The following is a 21,251-nucleotide window of genomic DNA, read 5'->3' on the forward strand; positions in this document are numbered from 1 at the left end:
AAAACTCAATCGAGGCGGTAATCCCGCTCCCGGAACAACCGGATGCAGGCATCGACCACCCGGGTGTCGAAGCGGATGCCCCGGCCGGCCTGGATCTCTTTCAACGCCGGCTCCAGCCCCAGGGCGGGACGATAGGGGCGGTGGCTGGCCATGGCCTCCACCACGTCTGCCACGGCGAGGATGCGGGCCTCGAGCAGGATCCCGTCGCCCTCCAGGCCCTGCGGATAGCCGCTGCCGTCGAGTCGCTCATGATGCTGCAGGATCATCAGCGACAGGGGCCAGGGCGACTCCACCCCCTTCATGATTTCGTAGCCGACCTCCGGATGCGCCCGGATTACCAGGAATTCGGCCTCCGATAGTGCCCCGGGCCGGGCCAGGTATTCGGCCGGCACGGTGATCTTGCCGATGTCGTGAATCAGGCCGCCGATGCGGATGCCCTCGATACGCTGCCCGTCCAGCCCCATTTCCTCCGCGATGGCGACGGCAAGCGCCGCCACCCGCTGCTGATGGCCGGCGGTGTAGGGGTCGCGCTTCTCCACCGTGAGGGCCACCGCCTCGATGGTCTGCAGCAGCACCTTCTGCAGGGCGGCATTGGCGGCGTCCCGCTCCCGGGCGATGCGCAGCGAGCGCAGGCCGAAGGTGATGTCTCCGGCCAGTTCCTCCATCAGCCCGATTTCCTGGGCATCGAAAGCCTCCGCGTCCGCGGCGTAGACATTCAGCACCCCGTAGGCACGACCCTGATCCAGCAGGGGGACCACCAGGGAGGCATGGAAGCCGTGCGCCAGCGCCATCCCGCGCCAGGGGGCGAAACAGGGGTCGGTCGCCGTATCGCGCACCACCTGGGTCCGGCCGCTGCGGATGGCCGTGCCCGAGGGTCCGGCCCCGAGCAGGCCCTCGCCCCAGTGAATGGCAATCCCGTCCAGGTAGCTGCGATCCCCGTCCGTCCCCGCCGACGCCACGGGCACAATCCGTTGCTCGCCACCCGTTTCCGCCTCGCCGATCCAGGCCAGTCGGTAGCCGCCGGTCTCCACCAGGGTCCGGCAGATCTCCCGGCGGAGCCCGTCCTCGTCCCGGGCCCGCACCAGCGCCTCGTTGCAGGCGCTCAGGGTGCGCAGCGCCCGGTTGGTGCGTCGCAGCGTCTCCTCCGCCCGCCTGCGTCCGGTGATGTCACGCAACACCCCGACGGCGTGCCAGCGCCCGTCCACCTGCAGCGAGGAGACGGAAAGCTCCATGGGAAACTCGGTTCCGTCCTTGCGCAGCGCCTCCAGCTCCAGGGTCTTCCCGATGGCCGCACCGGTGCCATGGGCGGTGAAGGCGGCGAAGGCTTCCCTGTGGGTCTCATGATAGCGCTCCGGCGCCAGCATCCGGTGCAGGTTCCTTCCCAGCACCTCGTGCTCCGCGTAGCCGAAGATCCGCTGGGCGGCGGGATTCCAGTAGGTCAGCCTGCCCCGGTCGTCGATCATCAGGATGGCATCCAGCGCCGACTGGCTGATGCGGCGGAACTTCTCCTCGCTCTCCTCCAGCGCCCGCTCGGCCTGCTTCTGCAGTGTGATATCGGTGGTGAGACCGGCGATGAGTCCGCTGCCGCCCTCGCGCTCGGGCACCGGGAAGCCACGGTCGCGAACCCAGCGCACGGCGCCGTCCGGCCGCACGATGCGATACTCGCTTTCCCACTGCAACGGAGGAAAAGCGGACACCCGCTTCCGGATCGCTTCGCGATCATCGGGATGAATGGCCTCCAGAAACGAGTGCGGGCTGGCGTACAGGCCATCACAGCTGCGCCCGAACACCTGCTCGTAGGCCGGATTCACGTAGAGCACCTGCCCGAGTCCCGGCGTGCCGATCCAGAACACGTCGTCGATGGTCTCGGTAATCAGCCGGAACCGGTCCTCGATGCGCTGCCGGTCGGTGGCGTTGATGCTGGAGCCGATGATCCGGGTAATGCGTCCCGTCTCGTCCCGCACGGGCGTGAGTCGGGTCAGCCACCACCCCTCCTCCCCGTTCACCACCAGGCGTTCCCGGTAGCGCACGGTTTCGCCGGCCTCGAGGCAGCGCTCGTAGTTGGCGCGGAAGGCGGCAGCCTGCAACCCCGAGTGCGCAGGCAGCTCCTCCGGCGCCCGCCCGAGAAAATCCTCGCGCCGAAGTCCGGTGGCATGGGCCACGGCTTCATTCACATCCAGGTAGGTGAAGCGGCCGCTGTCCCCGACCTGGATGACGAACACCGGTGAATCGACCGCGTCTATGATCTGCCGGAAATGCTGCGTGCTGTCCATGCCCATCCATTGTGTGTGCGGCGCCGGGTACGAACCGGGGCGGCCGGGCGGAAACCCCATGAAGGATAGCCCTTCACCGGCTGGGAGGCATCCCGGTTGTGTTTACGGCACCCGCGCCGGGCATGGCCGCTCCGAACACCGGGGCACGGCTCCCACACACGGGAACCGCCGGAAATGCCGCGCCTGTTCCCCACCATAGCTCCACCGCCTCGCCATGGCGCGACGGGGATTCGGCCGGGTCCGGCGACTTCCCGTCCGCGGCCCGGAGTGCCGCGATCTGATTGGAGCCGGCCATAACTGGCACGGGCCGTGACGGCGCGCGCACGGGGATGCCCGCGGCGGCGGTGGAAACGGACTGTGGAAGGGGTCTGATGCCGGCGGGGCCGTGGAATAGCCCGCCGCGGATGCGTGTCCCGCTCCCTGGGTCGGCAGGTTGCCATGACCTATCCATGTCGTTCCTGTGGTTGGGCAAAGCCTGGGCGCTGGATGCGCGCCAGGCAAGGACCGCGGGGCGGACCGCGCGGGACCAACCCTCCCTACGGGACCAGGCGGGTGAAGACCACCGGGTCGTCCCACTCCAGCAGAACGCCTTCGCGCTCCGAGGTCAGCAGTTCCATCTGCTCCGCGCTGAGCGGCTGCAGCACCACGTCGTCATCCTCGGTCACACTGCCCGGAAGGCGGCCCTCCTCCACCAGCCGTTTGAACTTCCCGGGATCGGGGCGCCAGACGATGACCTGGTTGCCCTCCTTCTCCACCCGGGCCCAGAGGTAGCGCCCAGGCTCGCCCTCCGCCTCCAGGTTGCCGAACGTCCAGCCGGCGGAGCGCCGCAGCTGCACGGTGTAGGACTCCATCGCGAGACGCCCCCCGGACTCCTCCACCCAGCCCACCTCGAGCAGCCCCTGCGCCGGATTCACCACCCGGATGGTCACCGCGCCATCCTTGTGAATCCAGGTTCCCGCCCACGCCTCTTCGGGCAATGCAACGGGATCCTCGCCGAGGGGCTGCAGGGTCGCGACCGTGCTGCATCCCGTCGCCAGCAGCAGCCAGGCCAACAAAGCCGGAAACAGACGCGGTTTCATCATCCACCTCCCTGTTCACTGCCGAGCGGGATAACGCCACTCATCGTCGCCGGAGGGCGGCGCGTGCTCGCTCCGCTCGATACGGTCGCGGTAGCCTTCAAAATCGCGATCGGTCTCGTCCTCCTCATCGCGAACCCGGTCCTGCCGGCGCTCCGGTTCCCGGGCACGATCGCGATCGGCATCCGGAGCAGGGTGCGGATCCCGCGCACGCTCCCCGGGCCGGCGGTCACGATCACCGGCACGGTCGCCGTCCCGGGTGCGGCCCGACTCCCGATCCCCGCTCCCATCCCGCTCCCGGTCATAGTCCCGCTCCCGGTCATAGTCCCGGTCCCGGTCGTAGTCGCGGTCCCGGTCCCGGTCGTAGTCGCGGTCCCGATCCCGGTCGTAGTCGCGGTTGCGATCCCGCCACCAATCGGGATAACGCTCCCGCTCCAGCCGGTGACGCTCGTCGTCATGCCGCCGCTGCAGCCAGGGCGGCAGCCGGTCCGGACGATGCCAGGGGCCCACATGGCGCTTGCTGCGCTCCCACAGGCCGCGATGCTCCCGGTAGTAGTAGTCGTCCCACCAGTAGAGACCGGGATACCCCACCACCCAGTAGAGATCCAGCCTGGGGTCGTAGTCGAGGTACATCCCGTCCCAGTTGCGGTAGCGATGGCTCCGCTCCGGCTCCACCACGGCACAGGCGCCCAGGGCCAGAACGGCGGCCAGCACCAGGATCGCTGAAATCAGTCTGAGGTTGCGCATGGAAGGATTCCTGCCGGCAGCTGCGGCGGGCGCCTGCGGCCTGCCCCTGATCCCAAGCTAGACCCTCGCCCCGGCCTGCGCAAGGAGCACCGGGCGCGATCGCCGCGGGTGAACGAACCGGGCCACCGGGTTGTCACAGGGGATATGGACCGGACGGACCGGTACAGGGAGGCATGCGGATGGGCGGTTACAACGGCATGGGCGGGTTCGGCTGGGGTTTCGGCGGTCCGCTCATGATCCTGGTCTGGATCCTGCTGTTCGCGGGCATCGTCGTGCTGGTGAAATGGCTCGTCACGGGCAATCGCGGCGGCCCGCCGGCCGCCGGCCGCACCGCGCTGGAGATCCTCGAGGAGCGTTACGCCCGGGGCGAGATCGATCGGGAGGAGTACCGGCAGAAACGCGAGGACCTTGAGCGCGGGGTGTAGCGGGCGCCGGGCCGTGGCCGCTGACATGCCCCTCTCAGCGCCGGGAACGTGGCCCCCGGCCGTACCCCGCCCCGCTCATGGCTCAGGGCGAGGAGATATCCCAGAAGGTGCTGTTCCAGTCCGGCCGGCGCGGGAACCGGGGAATGCCCCGATCGGCGGACTCGATGGTGGCCGCACCGATGCGGGGCGGGGGCAGCGGGGTCCGCGCATCGTCCTGCCGCTCCTCGGCGGTCGGCATTGCCGGGGTGTCGGCGCGGGTCATGGGCGCGCTTTCCCCCTCGTCCTTCTCCATGGCGGCGCAGCCGCCCATGGCCACGACCGCCGCCACCAGGGCCGGGAAAAGAACGGCCGGCAGCCGCAGCATGGCCGGGCCGGGTTCCGCCGGGCGTGTCGCATCGAATCGGCCTTGAGTCCGCATCATCCGCTCCTCCGTCTGCACAAGTTTCACTGCCGCCTCCACCCCCGCCGTCAGGGCGACGAGATGTCCCAGAAGGTGTCGCCCCAACCGGGCCGCCGGGGGAATTCGGGCACCGCCTCGCCACAGGCCCGCAGGGCGGACAGGGCCAGCTGCTGCGCCTCGTAGGCGGCGTCCTGGGCGCTGCGGGTGTGGGAGGCCAGGCTCGAGGCACTCTCCGAGATCCCGGCCCGGGCCGTCTCAATCATCGACCGCAGCCAGCCGGCCGAGGGATCGCCTTCCCGGGTCAGGCCGGTGAAGTTCATTCCGGTCAGGAAACCGCCGGATTCGCGGCCCAGGCCGAACACGGCCGCACGGGCCCGGTCCATGGCATCACTGTAACCGGTGAAGTTGATGGGAATGCCCCGCATCTCCCGATCGAAGACGGCGCTCTTGGCCTCCTCCATGGCCCGGCGGCCGTCGGCCACCTGCACCGGGACCCGCCGCGCCTCCGCCTGCCACGCCGCGACGATGTCGCCCATCTCCGCCGCGGAATAGGTGTCGTCGTAGCGGGAGAAGGCGGGATAGGCCGCACGCAGCTCGCCCATGATGTCGGCGATGTCCTCGACGCTCTGCCCCACCTCGTCGGCCACCTCCTTGGCCGCGTCGATGTAGCGGGTGAACCGCGCCAGGTTGCCCTGCTCATCCCAGGCCTTGTTCATCAGCTCCGTGAGCTCGGCCCGGGCGGACAGCAGCCGGTTGGTGGCCTCCCGCAGCCGTTCCGCAACGGCTTCCATCTCGCCCAGCGCATTGAGGGCGTACTGCAGCGACGCGTAGGCCTCCTCGGCCTGCCGCGCATGCTCCTGCGCGTATCCCCGCTGCTCGCTCACCCGGCCGGCCAGGTTCTCCTCCGCGGCCGCCGGGCAGTCGCCCCGACTCTCCACCAGCCGCCCTGCATTTTCCGCGCGCTCGGCCGCCTCCCGGGCGACGGCGATGTTCTGCCCCGCCTGGTAGGGCGTGAGGGCCTGCGCCGCCGCGCCCTCGTCCAGGGTCGCGCAGCCGGCCAGGGCCGCGGCCAGGCCGAGGACCAGCACGCCCCCGGCAATCCGCGCCACCTGCCTGCTGATCTGCCCGAACATGATCTCCCCCTCCGGGAAGCCGGGTTCAGAACCGGTAGGTGATGCCGATTCCGAACTCGGCGCGGTCGGCCTTGAACTCCGGCTGGCTGGCGTCGTAGCGGCTCTTGGTGTAGTAGGCGTCGGCCGTCCAGCTGCGGTCGATCTGCCACAGCAGCTCGGCGCCGTAGCGGGTGATGTCCTGGTCGGTGCGCCCGGGTGGCGCGATGAAGCCGACGAAGCCGTCGTAGTCCCGGTTGTCCCGGCTCACCTCGAGCCCCAGCCACAGCGGTCCGTACAGGTGGCTCTCGAAGCGGCCGGTGAAGATGTTGGCGTCGTACTCGAAGTTGCTGCCGTCGGCATTGTTGACCGCGCGGGTATAGGAGACGCTCACCGACCGCAGCCGATCGTCCCAGTAGTAGGTCGCCGACAGCCCGAAGGCGTGGCGGGTGGCGTCGCGGTCATCCAGGGTCGGGTCGGGAAACTCCACCTCGAAGTCGTCCCGGCCATAGGTGTAGCTGGCACCGATGGTCAGATCCGGGCGCGGGTTCACCGCGGCCTTGAGCTTGAGGTCATGGCTCTTGAGACCACCGGCGTGCACCGGCAGCCATTCGCGGCGGAAGCCGTAGGAGATGCCGACCTGGGCGGGCATGCCGTTGGCCAGCCGGAAATGGCGCAGGGCGAACAGGCTGGGGTTCAGGGCGATCAGGTCGTACTGCTCCGGCGGATCGTAGGCCGGGTTCGGCGTTCCGGTCTCGCTGTAGGCGAGCCGGTCCAGCGTCAGCGCGACACCCGCGGTCCAGTCGGCGGACTGCACCAGGCGGTAGGTGGCATCGAGGGAGATCCCGCCAAAGGCGCTCTCGCGCTCACCCGAGAAGAAGGTGGCATCGGGCGCCAGCGGCACGTTGTCGTTGTGGCCGACGAACAGCCGGATGGATGCGTCCCAGGGACGCATCTCCGGCAACCCGGCCTCCGGCTCGGGGCCCGCCGAGGGACTCTCGAAATCCGCCAGGGCGGCGGCAGGGCAGAACAGGCCGATGCAGCAGACGGCCGACAAGGCGTGATGTCGCATGGTACCCCCCTCCATCGAGCCTGAGCCGTACCGGTGACCGGTGCCGTCCAGGCCAGAGCCCGTCAAGGATTCTTCGCCAACATCCTGGCTGCAGGCGACGGCCTCTCACGCGCTGGTGACCTTGTCAGCGTCTGTTTACCTGTCCGTGGACATGATGACCACACAAACAGCCTGCTATTGTTCTTCTAGTCGACAATCAATCCCCTGGCAAGGTATTTATCCGCCGCGATTTATTGCCCAAACAACCAGTTACCGCTGTCGGCGGTCAGCAGCTCCGCGCCGCTCTCCAGCCCGCCATCCACCACCTCCGCCAGGCAGAGGTCCCGGTCACCGGAGTCGAACCGCGCCTCCACCCGGCAGTCGAGCCAGCCGGGAGTGTTCTCCAGCAGGGGGGAGCCGGTGACGGGGGACAGGCCATGGGTGAGCCCGGCGAGCTTGTCGATGTCGCGGCCGGTGCGGGTGCCGAAGCGCCAGGCGCGGTCGAACTGGTCCGGGGCGAGGAGGTGCAGGGCGAAGGCGCCGGATGCCTGCACCAGGCCGGCGGTGTGGTGGTGACGGGCCAGCGCGATCACGACCCGGGGCAGCCCGGGGATGATGGAGGCCCGGACCACGAAGCTGGCGACGAGGCCGCCGCGGCGCCCGCCGGCCTGCGCGGTGACCAGCCACAGCGGCGGATCGATGCGCTCGAAGAGCGACTGGATGCGGTCGGGATCCATGGACGGACCCGGGTTCGCGCCGGTCCCGACTCGTCACGGACCGGCGTTCGCCTCCAGCCAGCCGCTCACCGCCGCCAGCAGGGCGTCGTCCCGGCCGTCGAAGAAGTGGTTGGCGCCGTCCACCTGCTGCCGGGTGTAGGCATCGTTGCCCGCCTGCGCCGCGGCGGCGGCGCGCAGGCCCGCGCTGCCCACCACGTCCTCAAGGTCGGCGCTGCCGTAGAGGTCGAGCACCGGCAGGGTGATCCGCGCCAGCGAGCGGGCGTTGTCGGTGCGCCCGGGGCGGGTCGCGCCGGCGCCCATGCCAATGCCCACGAAGGCGGCCACGCCGCGATCGCCGCCGGCCAGGTAGTCGCTGGCCATGGCCGCGCCCATGCTGTGGGCCACCACCACGACCGTCCCGTAGCCCCGCTCCTTCAGGTAGGCGATGCCGGCGTCCAGGCGCGGGGCCACCTCGTCCATCAGCGGCAGGTAGTCCTCGCCGGCGGCCTCGTTGCCGAGGATGGGCAGTTGCAGGGAGAGGGTGGTCCAGCCGTGCTCGGGGAGCCGGGCGCGCAGCGGCTGCACCACCTGGGGCCAGTCGGGGTGGGCGCCGATGCCGTGCAGCACGATGGCGGCGCGGGAGGCGCCGTCGGCCTCGGTGAGGATGCCGAGGAAGGGGGTGGCGCCCGCCTCCAGCCGGATCGCCTCGCCGTCGATGAGGGCGTCGACGATCTGGTCGGCCCAGCGCTGCTCCTTGGCCAGGTCGCTGGCCATTGCGCAGGGTGCTGCGAGCAGGGCCAGCAGGCCGAGCAGGGGCATCAGGACACTTTTATGGTGCATGGGGGTTTCCTCCATCGGGGTCTCGCGTCGGAGCGCGCTGTTGCTCTTGTAATGGTATCGGCCCGGATGCACGGGCCCCTGGTGGCATAGGTTATGCCGGGCCGGGACCGGAAAGGCAAGGGCTCACACGCCGCCGTAGCGGGTGCCGTCGCCGAGCCAGCGGCGCACCAGGGGCGCGGCCCGGTCGGGGTGGCGCGCGAGCAGATCCCCGGCGGCCCGCGCCACCCGGTCGAGCAGCGGACGGTCGCGCAGCACGTCGGCGATGCGGAAGTTGAGCATGCCCGTCTGGCGGGTCCCGAGCAGCTCGCCGGGGCCGCGGATTTCGAGATCCTTGCGCGCGATGAGGAAGCCGTCGCCGGAGTCGCGCAGCACCTGCAGCCGCTCCCGGGCGGTCCCGGTCAGCGGGGCGTGGTACATGAGCACGCAGTGGCTGGCCGCCGCGCCGCGCCCCACCCGGCCGCGCAGCTGGTGCAGCTGGGCCAGCCCCAGTCGCTCGGCGTTTTCGATGATCATCAGCGTGGCGTTGGGCACGTCCACCCCCACCTCGATGACGGTGGTGGCCACCAGCAGCTGGGTCCCGCCCGCCTGGAAGGCGGCCATGGCCGCCTCCTTCTCCGCCGGCTTCATGCGCCCGTGCACCAGCCCCACCCGCAGGTCGGGGAAGGACTCCACGAGCTGGCGGTGGGTCTCCTCGGCGGCCTGGCACTGGAGCGCCTCGGACTCCTCGATCAGGGTGCAGACCCAGTAGGCCTGGCGCCCCTCCCGGCACACCGCCCGCACCCGCTCCATCACCTCCTCGCGGCGGGTGTCGGGCACCACCACGGTGGTCACCGGGGTGCGCCCCGGGGGCAGCTCGTCGATTACCGAGACATCGAGATCGGCGTAGGCGGTCTGGGCCAGGGTGCGGGGAATGGGCGTGGCGGTCATGATGAGCTGGTGGGGACTGAGGCGCCCGCGCTTGCCCTTCTCGTGCAGGGCCAGGCGCTGGTGGACGCCGAAGCGGTGCTGCTCGTCCACCACCACCAGCCCGAGGTCGGCGAAGCGCACCTCGGCCTGGAACAGGGCGTGGGTGCCCACCACCACCCGGGCCGTGCCGTCGGCCATGGCGGCGATCACCGCCTCCCGCGCCTTGCCCTTGAGCCGCCCGGAGAGCCAGGCGCAGGCGACGCCGAGGGGCTCCAGCCAGGCGCTGAAGTTGCGGAAGTGCTGCTCCGCCAGAAGCTCGGTGGGGGCCATCACCGCCGCCTGCCGCCCACCCTCCACCGCGGCGAGCACGGCGGCGGCGGCCACCACCGTCTTGCCCGAGCCCACGTCCCCCTGCACCAGCCGCAGCATGGGGTGGGGCTGCCCCAGGTCGGCGGCGATCTCCCCGTTGACCCGGGCCTGGGCCCCGGTGAGGGTGAAGGGCAGGCCCTCCAGGAAGCGCCGGCGCAGGGCGCCGTCGCCGCCCAGCACCGGGGCCCGGCGGGCGCGCACCACCGCGCGCAGCTGGCGCAGGCTCACCTGGTGGGCCAGCAGCTCCTCGAAGGCGAGCCGCTGCTGGGCGGGATGGCGGCCCGCGGCCAGCTCCTCCAGGGGCGCGTCGGGCGGCGGCCGGTGCACGTAGGCCAGCGCCGCGGCCAGGGGCGGCAGCCGGTAGCGGCGCAGCAGTTCCAGGGGCAGCAGCTCCGCCACGGCCTCCTGCTCCAGCCGCGGCAGCACCTGGTCCACCAGGCCGCGCAGGCGCGCCTGGGTCACCCCCTCGGTGACCGGGTAGACGGGGGTCAGGCGGTCCTCCACCGGAATCGGCGCATCGGCCGCCACCTTGCGGTACTCGGGATGGACCATCTCCAGGGCGTGGGGGCCCTGGCGCACCTCGCCGTAGCAGCGCAGGCGCGCGCCGCGGGTGAGCGCCGTCTTCTGGGCGCCGGTGAAATAGAAGAACCGCAGGGTGAGGAAGCCGGTGCCGTCATTGATGCGCACCAGCAGGCTGCGGCGGCGGCCGAAGACCACGTCGGCCACCTCGACCTCCCCCTCCACCACCGCGGTGTCGCCGTGGCGCAGGCTGCCCAGCGGGCGCACCCGGGTGCGGTCCTCGTAGCGCAGCGGCAGGTGGAAGAGCAGATCCTGCACCGTGACCAGCCCAAGCCGCTCCAGACGGCGGGCGAACGCCTCCCCCACCCCCTTGAGGCGGGTCAGGGGCTGGCTGGCGAGGTCGGGGGGCCGCTCCGGGCTGGCATCCATGGAAGAAAGTGTATGCCAGCCGGGCGCCGCGCAGAAACCGGCGTTTGACCTGGCGTGCTACCATCCCTGCCCCATGGGCCCCTCCTCCTTCAGCCGCTGGTTCGAGGCCGCCGCGGTCTACCGTGACCGGCGCATGCTGGCGATCCTGCTGCTGGGCTTCTCCAGCGGCCTGCCCCTGGCGCTGAGCTTCCAGACCCTGTCGGTGTGGCTCACCGAGAGCGGCGTGGACAAGACCGCCATCGGCCTGTTCGCCCTGGTGGGGCTGCCCTATACCCTCAAGTTCCTCTGGGCGCCGCTCATGGACCGCCTGCCGCTGCCGCTGTTCGGCCGCCTGGGGCGGCGCCGCGGCTGGGGCATCGCCACCCAGCTGGCGCTGATGGGCGCGGTGCTGGGGCTGGGCGCCAGCGACCCGGCGGCGGACCCCTGGCTCACCGCCGCCCTGGCCATGGGGGTGGCGTTCTGCTCCGCCAGCCAGGACATCGTGGTGGACGCCTACCGGGTGGACATCCTCGAGGAGCGCAGCTACGGCGCCGGGGCGGCCACCATCGTGCTCGGCTACCGGATGGGCATGCTCGTCTCGGGGGCCGGCGCGCTCTATCTCGCCGACTGGTTCGGCTGGCAGGCTGCCTACACCGCCATGGCGGCGCTGGTGGCCGTGGGCATCGCCACCCTGCTGCTGAGCCCCGAGCCCCGCGCCCCGGAGCCGGAACCGGCGCCCGCCGGCACGCCCGGGCGCCGCCACTGGCTGCGGGAGATGGTGGTGGATCCCTTCGCCGATTTCATGCGCCGACCTGAGTGGTTGCTGATCCTGCTCTTCATCCTGCTCTACAAGTTCGGCGACGCGGTGGCGGGGGTGATGTCCAACCCCTTCTACATCGAGATGGGGTTCAGCAAGTCGGAGATCGCCAGCGTCAGCAAGATCTTCGGCCTCGGCGCCACCATCGCCGGCGGCTTCCTGGGCGGCGTGGTGGTGAGCCGGATGGGGGTGATGAAGAGCCTGCTGGTATGCGGCTTCCTGCAGATGGCCTCGAACCTGATGTTCGTGGTGCAGGCGCAGGCCGGCTACCACCTGGGCCTGCTCACCCTCACCATCGGACTGGAGAACCTGAGCGGCGGCATGGGCACGGCGGCCTTCGTGGCCTATCTCTCGGGACTGTGCAACCCCGCCTACACCGCCACCCAGTACGCCCTGCTCTCCTCCTTCATGGCCTTCGGCCGCACGGTGCTGGCATCCTCGGGCGGCTGGCTCGCCGAGCGCCTGGACTGGGTGCTGTTCTTCCTGCTCAGCACCGCCGCGGCGCTGCCCGGACTGCTGCTGCTCGCCTGGCTGATGGGTCGCGCGCCGCGGCCGCGGGCGGCCGCACCGTGACCGCGTGCCGACTCGCCCCCCGGGGCCGCCGGGCGGGCCGGGAGGGTGAAGCAGTACACAACTCGGGGCCGCCAGGCCCACTGGGACTTGCCAGGGCTCCGCCTTCCTGCTGTCATGCAATTCCGGGAACCTGACCGGCACCCTGCGAGCCGAGGAGACAAGGATGCGCCGAAATCCCCTCACCGCCCTGGGCGGGCTTCTGCTGATGGCCGCCGCCGGCGCCGCGGCGTCGGCGGAACTCGCCAGCACGCTGGACGATCAGCGCGAAGTGGCGGTGACCATCTACAACAACGACCTGGCCCTGGTGCGCGACCGCCGCGAGGTGACGCTGCCCGCCGGCGCCGGCCGGCTGGCCTGGGGCGAGGTGAGCGCGCGGCTGCAGCCGGAGACGGCGCTGCTGCGCGACCTGGACCACCCCGAGGGTTTCCGGGTAGTGGAGCAGAACTTCGACTTCGACCTGCTGACACCGGAAAAGCTGCTGGAGAAATACGTGGGGCGGCAGGTGGAGGTGGTGCGCACCCACCCCACCACCGGGGCGGAGACCCGGGAGCCGGCGGAGGTGCTGAGCGTGGCGGGCGGGGTGGTGCTGCGGCTCGGGGATCGCATCGAGACCGGCGTGCCCGGCCGGCTGGTCTTCCCGGGCGTGCCCGGGAACCTGCGCGAGCGCCCCACCCTGGTGCTGGACCTGGAGTCCGGCGCCGCCGGAGCGCGGCGCCTGGAGCTCGCCTACCTCACCGGCGGACTCGGCTGGCAGGCCGACTACGTGGCCGAACTCAACACCACCGATGACGCCCTGGACCTGAACGGCTGGGTCACCCTCACCAACACCAGCGGCACCGGCTACCGCGACGCCCGCCTCCAGCTGGTGGCGGGCGACGTGAACCGGGTGGCGCCGGAGCGCGGCCCGCAGCTGCGGCGGACGTTGGCCATGGCTGCCGCCCCGGCCCCGGAGATGGCCGAGGAGGCGCTGTTCGAGTACCACCTCTACAGCCTCGATCGCCCCACCACCCTGGCCGACAACCAGACCAAGCAGGTGGCCCTGCTGGGCGCGGAACGGATCCCGGCGCGCAAGGAGTACCTCCTCGAGGGCCAGCCCTATTACTACCGCGGCGGCTACGGCCAGATCGGCGACAAGCTGAAACCGGCGGTCTACCTCGAGTTCGACAACCGCGAGGCGGCGGGGCTCGGCCTGCCCCTGCCGCGCGGCGTCATCCGCATCTACAAGCAGGACAGCCGCGGCCAGCCCCAGTTCGTGGGCGAGGACCGCATCGACCACACGCCCCGCGACGAGACCGTGCGGCTGCGCCTCGGCCAGGCCTTCGACATCACCGCCGAGCGGGTGCAGACCGACTACCGGCGCCTGCCCGGGCGCAGCAAGGAGGAACAGGTGTTCGAAACCGCGTTCCGCCTCACCCTGCGCAACGCCAAGGAGGAGGCGGTGACGGTGAAGGTGCGCGAACCGGTGCCGGGCGACTGGACGCTGGTGGAGGAGTCCCACCCGCACACCAGGACCGCGGCCCACACGGCGGAGTGGTCGCTGCCGGTGCCGGCCCGCGGCGAGGCGGTGCTGACCTACCGGGTGCGCAGCCGCTGAATCGGCGACCGCAACTCCGGCAACCAGAGAGCAACGGGAGAACGACGATGCGCAAGGCGCTGGTGGTGGATGACTCGCGGCTGGCCCGGGTGAGCCTCAGCCGCATGCTGGAGAGGCGCGGGTTCGAGGTGGACGGGGTGGAGTCGGGCGAGGAGGCGCTGGCCTACCTGGAGACCCACACGCCCGAGGTGGTGTTCATGGACTACATGATGCCGCAGATGAGCGGCCACGAGGCCACCCGCGCCATTACCGGCAACCCCGCCACCGCCAGGGTGCCGGTGGTGATGTGCACCTCCCAGGACACCCCCGAGGACCGCGCCGAGGCCGAGCGCAGCGGCGCCCGCGGCTTCATCACCAAGCCGGCCAGCGACCAGGACCTGGACGAGGTGCTGGCGCTGCTCTCCACCGCACCGGCGGCCCCCGCGCCCGCCGCGGCGGAACCGGCTCCCGCGGCGCCGGCGGCGGACCTCGAGGCCACGGTGCGGGCGACGGTGGAACGCCTCGGCGCCACCCTGGACGAGCGCCTCGAACAGGCCCTCGCCGTCCGTGCGGCGGCCATCGAGGAGAGCACCCGCACCCTCGCCGCCCGGGCCGCGGCGGAGGTGGAGAAGCGGATGCGGGAGTCGATCGACGGCCTCCAGCACCGGGCCGTTCCCGACGGCGCCGACCTGCTGGCCGGGCTGGATCTGGAGGGCCGCATCGCCAGCCAGGTCGGCACCGCCCTGGAGCAGGCGGGCGCCGGTCTCGCGCAAGAGGTGTTGGCCGATCCCCGCCTGGGCGCAATGGTGACCGAGGCGGTGGATACCCGGCTCCAGTCCCTGCACGGCGAGGTGGTGGAGGCGGTGCTGGCCGACCCGCGCCTGCGGCCGGCCGACCCCCCCGTCCGGCAGCCCCCGGACATGGAGGCCCTGCTGGCGGACCCGCGCCTGGGCGCGGCGGTGGCCGACGAGGTGAGCACCCGCCTCCAGTCCCTGCGCGGCGAGGTGGTGGAGGCGGTGCTGGCCGACCCGCGCCTGCGGCCGGCCGACACCGCCGTCCAGGAGCCGCCGGATCTGGACGAGCTGCTGGCGGACCCGCGCCTGGCCCAGGCCATCGCCACCCGGGTGGAGTCGCAACTGGCTGATCAGGCGCAGGAGCCGGCCGGGGAAACCCCGGCGGCAGCGGCGGACATGGAAACGCTGCAGGCCGCCGTGGCCGGCGCCCGCCGGCAGGCGGGTGTGGCCCTGGGCGCGGCCCTGGTGGCGCTGGCTCTGCTCGTCGTCAGCTGGATCGCCTGAGCCGGGAGCGGAAGATGGGTATCGGCCTCATCGTCATCGGCGACGAAATCCTCTCCGGCAAGCGCCGGGACAAGCACCTGGCGCGGACCATCGAGCTGCTGGACAAGCGCGGCCTCGAGCTCGCCTGGTGCCGCTACGTGGGCGACGACGGCGAACTCCTCACCCGCACCCTGATGGAGACCATGGCGAGCGGCGACATCGTCTTCAGCTGCGGCGGCATCGGCGCCACCCCGGACGACCGGACCCGCCAGTGCGCCGCCCGCGCCGAGGGGGTGGCCCTGGTGCGCCACCCGGAGGCGGTGGCGGAGCTGGAGGCGCAGTTCGGCGCGGAGGCCTACCCGCACCGGATCCTGATGGCCGAGCTGCCGGAGAACGCGCGGCTCATCCCCAACCCGGTCAACCGGGTGCCGGGCTTCAGTCTCGGCGATCACCACTTCCTGCCCGGTTTCCCGCAGATGGCCTGGCCCATGCTGGAGTGGGTGCTGGACACCCGCTACCCCCACCTGCACCGGGACACCCCCGCGGTGGAGCAGGCCCTGTGGGTACTCGACACCAGCGAGAGCGCCCTGCTGCCGGTGATGGAGTCCGTCATCGCGGCCCACCCGGACACCCGGCTCTACAGCCTGCCCCATATCGCCCCGGATGGGCGGCGGCACATCGAGCTGGGGCTGCGCGGCGAGGCGGCGGCGGTCGGCGCGGCGATGGCGCAGCTGCGCGCCGGGCTGTCAGCCGTCGGCGTGACCTGCCACGACACCCTCCCCCCGGATCGCCGCCACGACGCGACGGGCTGAACCGTCCGTCCCGGGTCGCCGGGAGGGGACGAGCCCGCGCCGGCTCACCGGCGGGATCACTCGACCGGCTCGATCCGCAGGCCCTCGATGTCGTGGCGCAGGGTGAAGTCGATGGGCACCCGCCGGGCGATGGTCTCCTTGATGCGGTAGGCATCGTACTCCGGCGTGTCGGGACGCAGGCGCAGGGCGCGCACGGGGATGGCGGGGTCCTCGCGGGTGGCGCCGGCCAGTTCCTCCAGCTTCACCACCGGGATGAGCTCGCCCTCCAGCAGCCGCTCGTAGGCGCGGTACATGCTGGCCTCCTCGCCGTCATGGATGAAGGTCAGGTGGTGCCAGCGCCCGGGCGGCTTGAGGTAGCCGATGATGGGTCCGATGCCCTCGATGTTGTGGTCGAGCCCGGTGAATTCCTGGGCGATCCAGACCCGCAGCCGCTTCTCCTCCAGGGAGACGGTGAAGGTGCCGAGCCGCTTCTGCTCGGGAAGGTAGATGTAGACGGAGTTCTGCAGCTCCTTCAGGTTCAGAAAGTCGAGCATGGACAACCCCTTGCGACGGCCGTGGCGGACCCCGGTGCCCGCACCCCAATGTTAGTGTAGTGCAGCCCGGGCCCGGTGCCGCATCCACGCCCACAATGGTGCAGCACACCCCGCGGTGGCGACAGCGACGGAGTTCTCACCCCGGGCGGGTTTCCTCCACCGGGCGCAAAACACCCCTCAGGGCTTGTGGGGCCAGGCCTGCCAGCGCGGGATGCCCTCCGCGTCCAGGGGCGGGTAGTCGATGCCATGCGCGCGGCAGTGGGCGGCCACGTCCGGGTAGCCCCACTCGAACAGGGTCCGCCCGTAGCGCTCCGGATCGAGCCGGACGGCGGCATAGAGCCCCGCGGCCTCGCGCTGGCGCTGCGCCTCGTAGAGCAGCAGGGCGGTGGCCACCGAGACATTGAGGGAGGTGACCATGCCCAGCATCGGGATGGTGACCAGGCTGTCGGCCAGGGCCAGGGCCGCGGGGCTCACGCCAGGCAGTTCCGCGCCCATGAGCAGGGCGGTGGGGCCGGTGTAGTCCAGCGTGCGGAAATCCACCGACGCCGGCCCGGGGTGGGCGGCCACCACCCGGCAGCCCGCTGCCCTGACCCGGTCGATGGCCGCCGCCACGCCGGGATGCTCCACCACCGGCACCCAGCGCCGCGCACCGGCGGCGCTGGTGGCCTTGCGGTGGACATAGCCGCGCGCCTTCACCGCGTGCACCTCCGCCACGCCCACCGCGTCGCAGCTGCGCAGGATGGCGGCGATGTTGTGGGGCTTGTGGACCTCGTCGAGCACCACCAGCAGGTCCGGCTGGCGCCGATCGAGAACGGCCCGCAGCCGCCGGTAGCGCTCCGGCGTCACGGCCGGCTCAGGCGCCCGTCACCAGCACCGCGTCCATCTCCACCGCCGCGCCCTTGGGCAGGGACGCCACGCCGATGGCCGCGCGGGCCGGGTAGGGTTCCTGGAAGTAGCGCGCCATCACCTCGTTGACCAGGGCGAAGTGGGCGAGATCGGTGAGGAAGATGTTGAGCTTCACCACGTCGGCCAGGCTGCCGCCGGCGGCCCGGGCCACCGCCTGGAGGTTGTCGAACACGCGCGTGATCTGCGCCTCCATCCCCCCGTCCACCAGCGCCATGGTCCGCGGGTCGAGGGGAATCTGGCCGGAGAGGTAGACGGTGTCGCCCACCCTGACCGCCTGGGAGTAGGTGCCGATGGCCTGGGGCGCCTCGGGCGTGCTGATCACTTCACGGGCCATGAAAGTCTCCTGTCGTCTCGGGTAACGGGGATGTACGCTCTGCCACAGAGGTCACGGAGAACACCGGTTCGCTCAGGGAAACAAGCCGGCTGATCACCCACCCGGGCAGCTCCGCCCGGGGTAAACGGGCGGAGCTGTCTCCCACCAGTGCGATGCTCCGTGATCTCCGTGTCCTCTGTGGCAAATGGGAACGGCTTCAGTCGCGGCCCTTGCGGTTCTCCTTGTCCTTGCGCCGGCTGTCGCGGAAGGTACCGGTGCGCTGGATGCGGGCCACCGAGCGGTTGGCGCGCAGGCGGCGCATGATGCGGGCCAGGTGGCGGCGGCTGCTGACCGAGAGGACGAAGGTGATGGTGCTGTAGCGCCCGTCGCGCTCCTCCATGGAGACGTTGTCGATGTTGGAGCCCTCCGCGGCGATGGCGGCGGCCAGTGTCGCCAGCGTGCCGCGCTGGTTGGCCACGTCCACCCGGATCTCGGCGGCGAATTCCCCCTGCACCGGATCCTCCCACTGCACCTCGAGCCACTTCTCGGGGTGGTCGCGATACTCGGCCACGTTCTTGCACGTCTCCACGTGGATGGTGATGCCGCGCCCGGCGCTGACGAAGCCGATGACCGGATCGCCGGGGATGGGCCGGCAGCACCTGGCGAAGTTCACCACCATCCCCTCCGTGCCGCGGATGGCCAGCGGCCGGGTGGGTGAAGGCGCGGCGGGCTCCCCGGCCTCTCCCTCCCCTTCGCCCGCGGGCACGAGGCGCCGGGCCACGAACAGGGCCATGCGGTTGCCGAGCCCGATATCCGCCAGCAGCTGGTCCAGGTTCTCGAGCTTGAACTCGGCCAGCACCCCCTCCACCCGCCCCGCGGGCAGCGTGTCCAGGCTCTGCAGGAAGGCCGACAGGGCCCGCTCGAGCAGCCGCCGGCCCAGGGTCACCGACTCCGACTGGCGCTGGTGCTTGAGGAAGTGGCGGATGTTGGCGCGGGCCTTGCCCGTGACCACGAAGTTGAGCCAGGCGGGATTGGGGCGGGCGCCCGGGGCGGTGATGACCTCCACCGTCTGCCCGTTGGCCAGCGGCGTGCTCAGCGGCGCCAGCCGCCGGTCGATCTTGGTGGCCACGCAGGTGGCGCCCACGTCGGTGTGCACCGCGTAGGCGAAGTCCACGGCCGTGGCGCCGCGCGGCAACTCCATGATGCGGCCCTTGGGGGTGAAGACGTAGACCTCGTCCGGGAACAGGTCGATCTTCACGTTCTCGAGAAACTCCAGCGAGTTGCCGGCGTTCTGCTGCATCTCCAGCAGGCTCTTCAGCCACTCCCGGGCGCGGATCTGGGCGCGGTTGCCGGCCTCGTCGTCGGACTTGTAGAGCCAGTGGGCGGAGATGCCGTTCTCGGCCATGTGATCCATCTCCTCGGTGCGGATCTGGATCTCGATGGGTACGCCGTAGGGGCCGAACAGCACGGTGTGCAGGGACTGGTAGCCATTGGCCTTGGGAATGGCGATGTAGTCCTTGAAGCGCCCGGGCACGGGCTTGTAGAGGTTGTGCACCGCGCCCAGCACCCGGTAGCAGGTGTCCACCCGGTCGACGATGATGCGGAAGGCGTAGACGTCCATCACCTCGGAGACCGAGAGGTGCTTGGTCTGCATCTTCTTGTAGAGGCTGTAGAGGTGCTTCTCGCGCCCGATCACCAGCCCCTCCAGGCTCTCCTGGTGCAGCCGGCGCTTCAGCGCCCGCTCGATGCGGCTGACGATCTCGCCGCGGTTGCCGCGGGCGCGGCGCACCGCCTCCTTGAGCACCCGGTAGCGCATGGGGTGCAGCGCCGCGAAGCCGAGCTCCTCCAGCTCCACGCGCATGCTGTTCATCCCCAGGCGGTTGGCCACGGGGGCGTAGATCTCGAGGGTCTCGGTGGCGATGCGGCGACGCTTGGCCGGCGACAGGGCGCCGAGGGTGCGCATGTTGTGGAGGCGGTCGGCCAGCTTGACCAGGATCACGCGGATGTCCCGGGTCATGGCCAGCATCATCTTGCGGAAGTTCGCCGCCTGGGCCTCGGCCCGGTTCTCGAACTCGATCTGGGTCAGCTTGCTGACCCCGTCCACCAGCTCGGCCACCTCCTCGCCGAACTGCTCGGCCAGGCGCTCCTTCTGGGTGCCGGTGTCCTCGAGCACGTCGTGGAGGATGGCGGCGAGGATGCTCTCGTGGTCCATGCGCATCTCGGCGAGGATGCGGGCCACGGAGATGGGGTGGTAGATGTAGGGCTCGCCGGTCTGCCGGTACTGGCCCTCGTGGGCCTCGGCGGAGAAGAGATAGGCCTGGTAGACCAGGGCGACCTTGTCGGAATCGAGATAGGACTCCAGCAGGTCGCAGAGATCGCTGATGAGATAGACGGGCCCCCCGGTGGGGGGGCCGAAGACATCGTCGGAAACGCTGTTCACACCGCGCGTGGTCTCCGCTGGGCGCTCAGGCTCCGGTCTCGCCACCGGGCTGGGTCTCTTCCCGCGCCTCTTCCTCGTTCACCATGGACTCCATGGCGTGCTCGCGGGCCGTGACCTCCTCGAAGATCTCGAAGCCCACGTTGCCCGCGGCGATCTCGCGCAGGGCGACCACGGTGGCCTTGTCGTTCTCCCAGTCCACGGTGGGGTCCGCGGCGGTGCTGGTGAGCTGGCGGGCCCGCTTGGTGGCCGCCAGCACCAGCTGGAAGCGGTTGGGAATATTATTCAGGCAATCTTCTACGGTGATGCGGGCCATGGACTCTGCTACTCCTGGGTAAATTCCGGGGGATTGAACAGTTTACTCAATGCAATGTCAGGCCAGCAACTCCGCGAGCTGATCCGCCAGCGCCCCGACCTGCCGCTCACGGCGCAGGCGCCGGGCGCGGAAGATGGCGTGCAGATCCTCCAGCGCCGCCTGGAAGGCGTCGTTGACCACCAGGTAGTCGTACTCGCCGTAGTGGGACAGCTCGCTGACCGACTCCTCCATGCGCCGGGCGATGACCCCGTCGTCGTCCTGGCCGCGACCGCGCAGGCGCTCCTCCAGGGCCGCCCGGGAGGGCGGCAGGATGAACACGCTCACCGCCGCCGGCAGGGCCTCGCGCACCTGCCGCGCCCCCTGCCAGTCGATCTCCAGCAGCACGTCGCGGCCCTCCGCCAGCCGCGCCTCCACCCACTCCCGGCTGGTGCCGTAGTAGTTGCCGAACACCTGCGCATGCTCGAGAAACGCGCCGCGGGCGAGCATCGCCTCGAAGGCGGCCACATCCACGAAGTGGTAGTGCACCCCGTCCTCCTCCCCCGGCCGGCTCCGGCGGGTGGTGTGGGAGACGGAGACCAGGATCTCGGGATCCTGCCCGACCAGCGCCTTCACCAGGCTGGTCTTGCCGGCGCCGGAGGGCGCGGAAACGATGTAGAGGGTGCCATTCTGGGTCATGGAAGCAATCCGAACTCCGGTTGTGGGACGGCCGCACACAGGGTCATGGGCGACGGGCCGGGCCGCCTCCTCACGCACTCACGCACTCACGCACTCACGCACTCACGCACTCACGCACTCACGCACTCACGCACTCACGCATTCACGCACTCACGCATTCACGCACTCACGCATTCACGC

Annotated in this window: 20 protein-coding genes; 5 read left to right on the plus strand and 15 right to left on the minus strand. The window is 70.9% G+C overall.

The window, feature by feature from the left end; all coding sequences use genetic code 11:
- Positions 1–5: 5 nt before the first annotated feature.
- The 3 genes from DFQ59_RS09785 to DFQ59_RS09795 form a co-directional block, all read right to left on the minus strand.
- Positions 6–2,273 carry a PAS domain S-box protein gene (locus DFQ59_RS09785; protein WP_170142118.1) on the minus strand — a complete coding sequence of 756 codons (2,268 nt, stop codon included), beginning with the start codon at positions 2,271–2,273 and terminating at the stop codon, positions 6–8.
- 536 nt (positions 2,274–2,809) lie between these two features.
- Positions 2,810–3,352, minus strand: a complete 543-nt coding sequence (locus DFQ59_RS09790; RefSeq protein ID WP_147275216.1) for a hypothetical protein — start codon at positions 3,350–3,352, stop codon at positions 2,810–2,812.
- Positions 3,353–3,367: 15 nt separating this feature from the next.
- Positions 3,368–4,096, minus strand: a complete 729-nt coding sequence (locus tag DFQ59_RS09795; protein WP_114279506.1) for a hypothetical protein — start codon at positions 4,094–4,096, stop codon at positions 3,368–3,370.
- Positions 4,097–4,275: 179 nt separating this feature from the next.
- Between DFQ59_RS09795 and DFQ59_RS09800 the strand changes: the two genes are divergently transcribed.
- Entirely contained in the window at positions 4,276–4,521 is a 246-nt protein-coding gene (locus DFQ59_RS09800; RefSeq protein ID WP_114279507.1) for an SHOCT domain-containing protein, read from the plus strand.
- 82 nt (positions 4,522–4,603) lie between these two features.
- Here DFQ59_RS09800 and DFQ59_RS09805 read toward each other — a convergent pair whose 3' ends face one another.
- The 6 genes from DFQ59_RS09805 to recG all read right to left on the minus strand — a co-directional run bounded on the left by DFQ59_RS09805 (position 4,604) and on the right by recG (position 10,860).
- Positions 4,604–4,942 (minus strand): hypothetical protein, encoded by a 339-nt coding sequence (locus DFQ59_RS09805; RefSeq protein ID WP_147275217.1) that lies wholly within the window; start codon positions 4,940–4,942, stop codon positions 4,604–4,606.
- A gap of 47 nt (positions 4,943–4,989) precedes the next feature.
- Positions 4,990–6,054, minus strand: a complete 1,065-nt coding sequence (locus tag DFQ59_RS09810; RefSeq protein WP_114279509.1) for a hypothetical protein — start codon at positions 6,052–6,054, stop codon at positions 4,990–4,992.
- Positions 6,055–6,079: 25 nt separating this feature from the next.
- Positions 6,080–7,102, minus strand: a complete 1,023-nt coding sequence (locus DFQ59_RS09815; protein WP_147275218.1) for a porin family protein — start codon at positions 7,100–7,102, stop codon at positions 6,080–6,082.
- A gap of 230 nt (positions 7,103–7,332) precedes the next feature.
- Entirely contained in the window at positions 7,333–7,818 is a 486-nt protein-coding gene (locus DFQ59_RS09820) for a flavin reductase family protein (protein WP_114279511.1), read from the minus strand.
- 33 nt (positions 7,819–7,851) lie between these two features.
- Positions 7,852–8,637, minus strand: a complete 786-nt coding sequence (locus DFQ59_RS09825; protein WP_170142119.1) for an alpha/beta fold hydrolase — start codon at positions 8,635–8,637, stop codon at positions 7,852–7,854.
- A gap of 123 nt (positions 8,638–8,760) precedes the next feature.
- Positions 8,761–10,860: an ATP-dependent DNA helicase RecG gene (gene recG / locus DFQ59_RS09830; RefSeq protein WP_114279513.1), complete on the minus strand. Its 2,100-nt coding sequence runs from the start codon at positions 10,858–10,860 to the stop codon at positions 8,761–8,763.
- Between recG and DFQ59_RS09835 the strand changes: the two genes are divergently transcribed.
- From DFQ59_RS09835 to DFQ59_RS09850, 4 genes are all read left to right on the plus strand, one after another.
- On the plus strand, positions 10,859–12,229 hold the full coding sequence (locus tag DFQ59_RS09835; RefSeq protein WP_245937242.1) for an AmpG family muropeptide MFS transporter: 1,371 nt from the start codon (positions 10,859–10,861) through the stop codon (positions 12,227–12,229). The genes recG and DFQ59_RS09835 overlap by 2 nt on opposite strands.
- Before the next feature lie 163 nt (positions 12,230–12,392).
- Complete coding sequence (locus DFQ59_RS09840; protein ID WP_114279515.1) at positions 12,393–13,823, plus strand: DUF4139 domain-containing protein; 1,431 nt, start codon at positions 12,393–12,395, stop codon at positions 13,821–13,823.
- A gap of 47 nt (positions 13,824–13,870) precedes the next feature.
- Positions 13,871–15,100: a response regulator gene (locus DFQ59_RS09845; protein ID WP_114279516.1), complete on the plus strand. Its 1,230-nt coding sequence runs from the start codon at positions 13,871–13,873 to the stop codon at positions 15,098–15,100.
- A 14-nt stretch (positions 15,101–15,114) separates the two neighbouring features.
- Entirely contained in the window at positions 15,115–15,891 is a 777-nt protein-coding gene (locus DFQ59_RS09850) for a competence/damage-inducible protein A (protein WP_114279517.1), read from the plus strand.
- A gap of 56 nt (positions 15,892–15,947) precedes the next feature.
- Here DFQ59_RS09850 and DFQ59_RS09855 read toward each other — a convergent pair whose 3' ends face one another.
- The 6 genes from DFQ59_RS09855 to gmk all read right to left on the minus strand — a co-directional run bounded on the left by DFQ59_RS09855 (position 15,948) and on the right by gmk (position 21,071).
- The gene (locus DFQ59_RS09855) at positions 15,948–16,424 is read right to left on the minus strand and encodes a hypothetical protein (protein ID WP_114279518.1); all 477 of its coding nucleotides are present in this window, start codon (positions 16,422–16,424) and stop codon (positions 15,948–15,950) included.
- A gap of 177 nt (positions 16,425–16,601) precedes the next feature.
- Positions 16,602–17,270 (minus strand): tRNA (guanosine(18)-2'-O)-methyltransferase TrmH, encoded by a 669-nt coding sequence (gene trmH / locus DFQ59_RS09860; RefSeq protein ID WP_114279519.1) that lies wholly within the window; start codon positions 17,268–17,270, stop codon positions 16,602–16,604.
- A gap of 7 nt (positions 17,271–17,277) precedes the next feature.
- Positions 17,278–17,664 carry a RidA family protein gene (locus DFQ59_RS09865; RefSeq protein ID WP_114279520.1) on the minus strand — a complete coding sequence of 129 codons (387 nt, stop codon included), beginning with the start codon at positions 17,662–17,664 and terminating at the stop codon, positions 17,278–17,280.
- Positions 17,665–17,860: 196 nt separating this feature from the next.
- Positions 17,861–20,083, minus strand: coding sequence for a bifunctional GTP diphosphokinase/guanosine-3',5'-bis pyrophosphate 3'-pyrophosphohydrolase (spoT, locus tag DFQ59_RS09870; RefSeq protein ID WP_114279521.1), 2,223 nt, complete (start codon positions 20,081–20,083; stop codon positions 17,861–17,863).
- Positions 20,084–20,108: 25 nt separating this feature from the next.
- Positions 20,109–20,396, minus strand: coding sequence for a DNA-directed RNA polymerase subunit omega (rpoZ, locus tag DFQ59_RS09875; protein WP_114279522.1), 288 nt, complete (start codon positions 20,394–20,396; stop codon positions 20,109–20,111).
- Positions 20,397–20,453: 57 nt separating this feature from the next.
- Positions 20,454–21,071 (minus strand): guanylate kinase, encoded by a 618-nt coding sequence (gmk, locus tag DFQ59_RS09880; protein ID WP_114279523.1) that lies wholly within the window; start codon positions 21,069–21,071, stop codon positions 20,454–20,456.
- Between the last annotated feature and the right edge of the window lie 180 nt (positions 21,072–21,251).

The sequence above is a fragment of the Thioalbus denitrificans genome (assembly GCF_003337735.1).
Lineage (GTDB): Bacteria > Pseudomonadota > Gammaproteobacteria > DSM-26407 > DSM-26407 > Thioalbus > Thioalbus denitrificans.

Excerpts from the sequence above, each read along its gene's own strand:
- DFQ59_RS09795 (WP_114279506.1), bottom strand. The coding sequence starts at position 4,096 with ATGCGCAACCTCAGACTGATTTCAGCGATCCTGGTGCTGGCCGCCGTT.
- DFQ59_RS09835 (WP_245937242.1), top strand. The coding sequence starts at position 10,859 with ATGGAAGAAAGTGTATGCCAGCCGGGCGCCGCGCAGAAACCGGCGTTT.
- DFQ59_RS09845 (WP_114279516.1), top strand. The coding sequence starts at position 13,871 with ATGCGCAAGGCGCTGGTGGTGGATGACTCGCGGCTGGCCCGGGTGAGC.
- gmk (WP_114279523.1), bottom strand. The coding sequence starts at position 21,071 with ATGACCCAGAATGGCACCCTCTACATCGTTTCCGCGCCCTCCGGCGCC.
- DFQ59_RS09810 (WP_114279509.1), bottom strand. The coding sequence starts at position 6,054 with ATGTTCGGGCAGATCAGCAGGCAGGTGGCGCGGATTGCCGGGGGCGTG.
- DFQ59_RS09815 (WP_147275218.1), bottom strand. The coding sequence starts at position 7,102 with ATGCGACATCACGCCTTGTCGGCCGTCTGCTGCATCGGCCTGTTCTGC.
- recG (WP_114279513.1), bottom strand. The coding sequence starts at position 10,860 with ATGGATGCCAGCCCGGAGCGGCCCCCCGACCTCGCCAGCCAGCCCCTG.
- DFQ59_RS09805 (WP_147275217.1), bottom strand. The coding sequence starts at position 4,942 with ATGATGCGGACTCAAGGCCGATTCGATGCGACACGCCCGGCGGAACCC.
- DFQ59_RS09785 (WP_170142118.1), bottom strand. The coding sequence starts at position 2,273 with ATGGACAGCACGCAGCATTTCCGGCAGATCATAGACGCGGTCGATTCA.
- rpoZ (WP_114279522.1), bottom strand. The coding sequence starts at position 20,396 with ATGGCCCGCATCACCGTAGAAGATTGCCTGAATAATATTCCCAACCGC.
- DFQ59_RS09865 (WP_114279520.1), bottom strand. The coding sequence starts at position 17,664 with ATGGCCCGTGAAGTGATCAGCACGCCCGAGGCGCCCCAGGCCATCGGC.
- DFQ59_RS09820 (WP_114279511.1), bottom strand. The coding sequence starts at position 7,818 with ATGGATCCCGACCGCATCCAGTCGCTCTTCGAGCGCATCGATCCGCCG.
- DFQ59_RS09790 (WP_147275216.1), bottom strand. The coding sequence starts at position 3,352 with ATGAAACCGCGTCTGTTTCCGGCTTTGTTGGCCTGGCTGCTGCTGGCG.
- DFQ59_RS09850 (WP_114279517.1), top strand. The coding sequence starts at position 15,115 with ATGGGTATCGGCCTCATCGTCATCGGCGACGAAATCCTCTCCGGCAAG.
- DFQ59_RS09825 (WP_170142119.1), bottom strand. The coding sequence starts at position 8,637 with ATGCACCATAAAAGTGTCCTGATGCCCCTGCTCGGCCTGCTGGCCCTG.
- DFQ59_RS09855 (WP_114279518.1), bottom strand. The coding sequence starts at position 16,424 with ATGCTCGACTTTCTGAACCTGAAGGAGCTGCAGAACTCCGTCTACATC.
- DFQ59_RS09800 (WP_114279507.1), top strand. The coding sequence starts at position 4,276 with ATGGGCGGTTACAACGGCATGGGCGGGTTCGGCTGGGGTTTCGGCGGT.
- DFQ59_RS09840 (WP_114279515.1), top strand. The coding sequence starts at position 12,393 with ATGCGCCGAAATCCCCTCACCGCCCTGGGCGGGCTTCTGCTGATGGCC.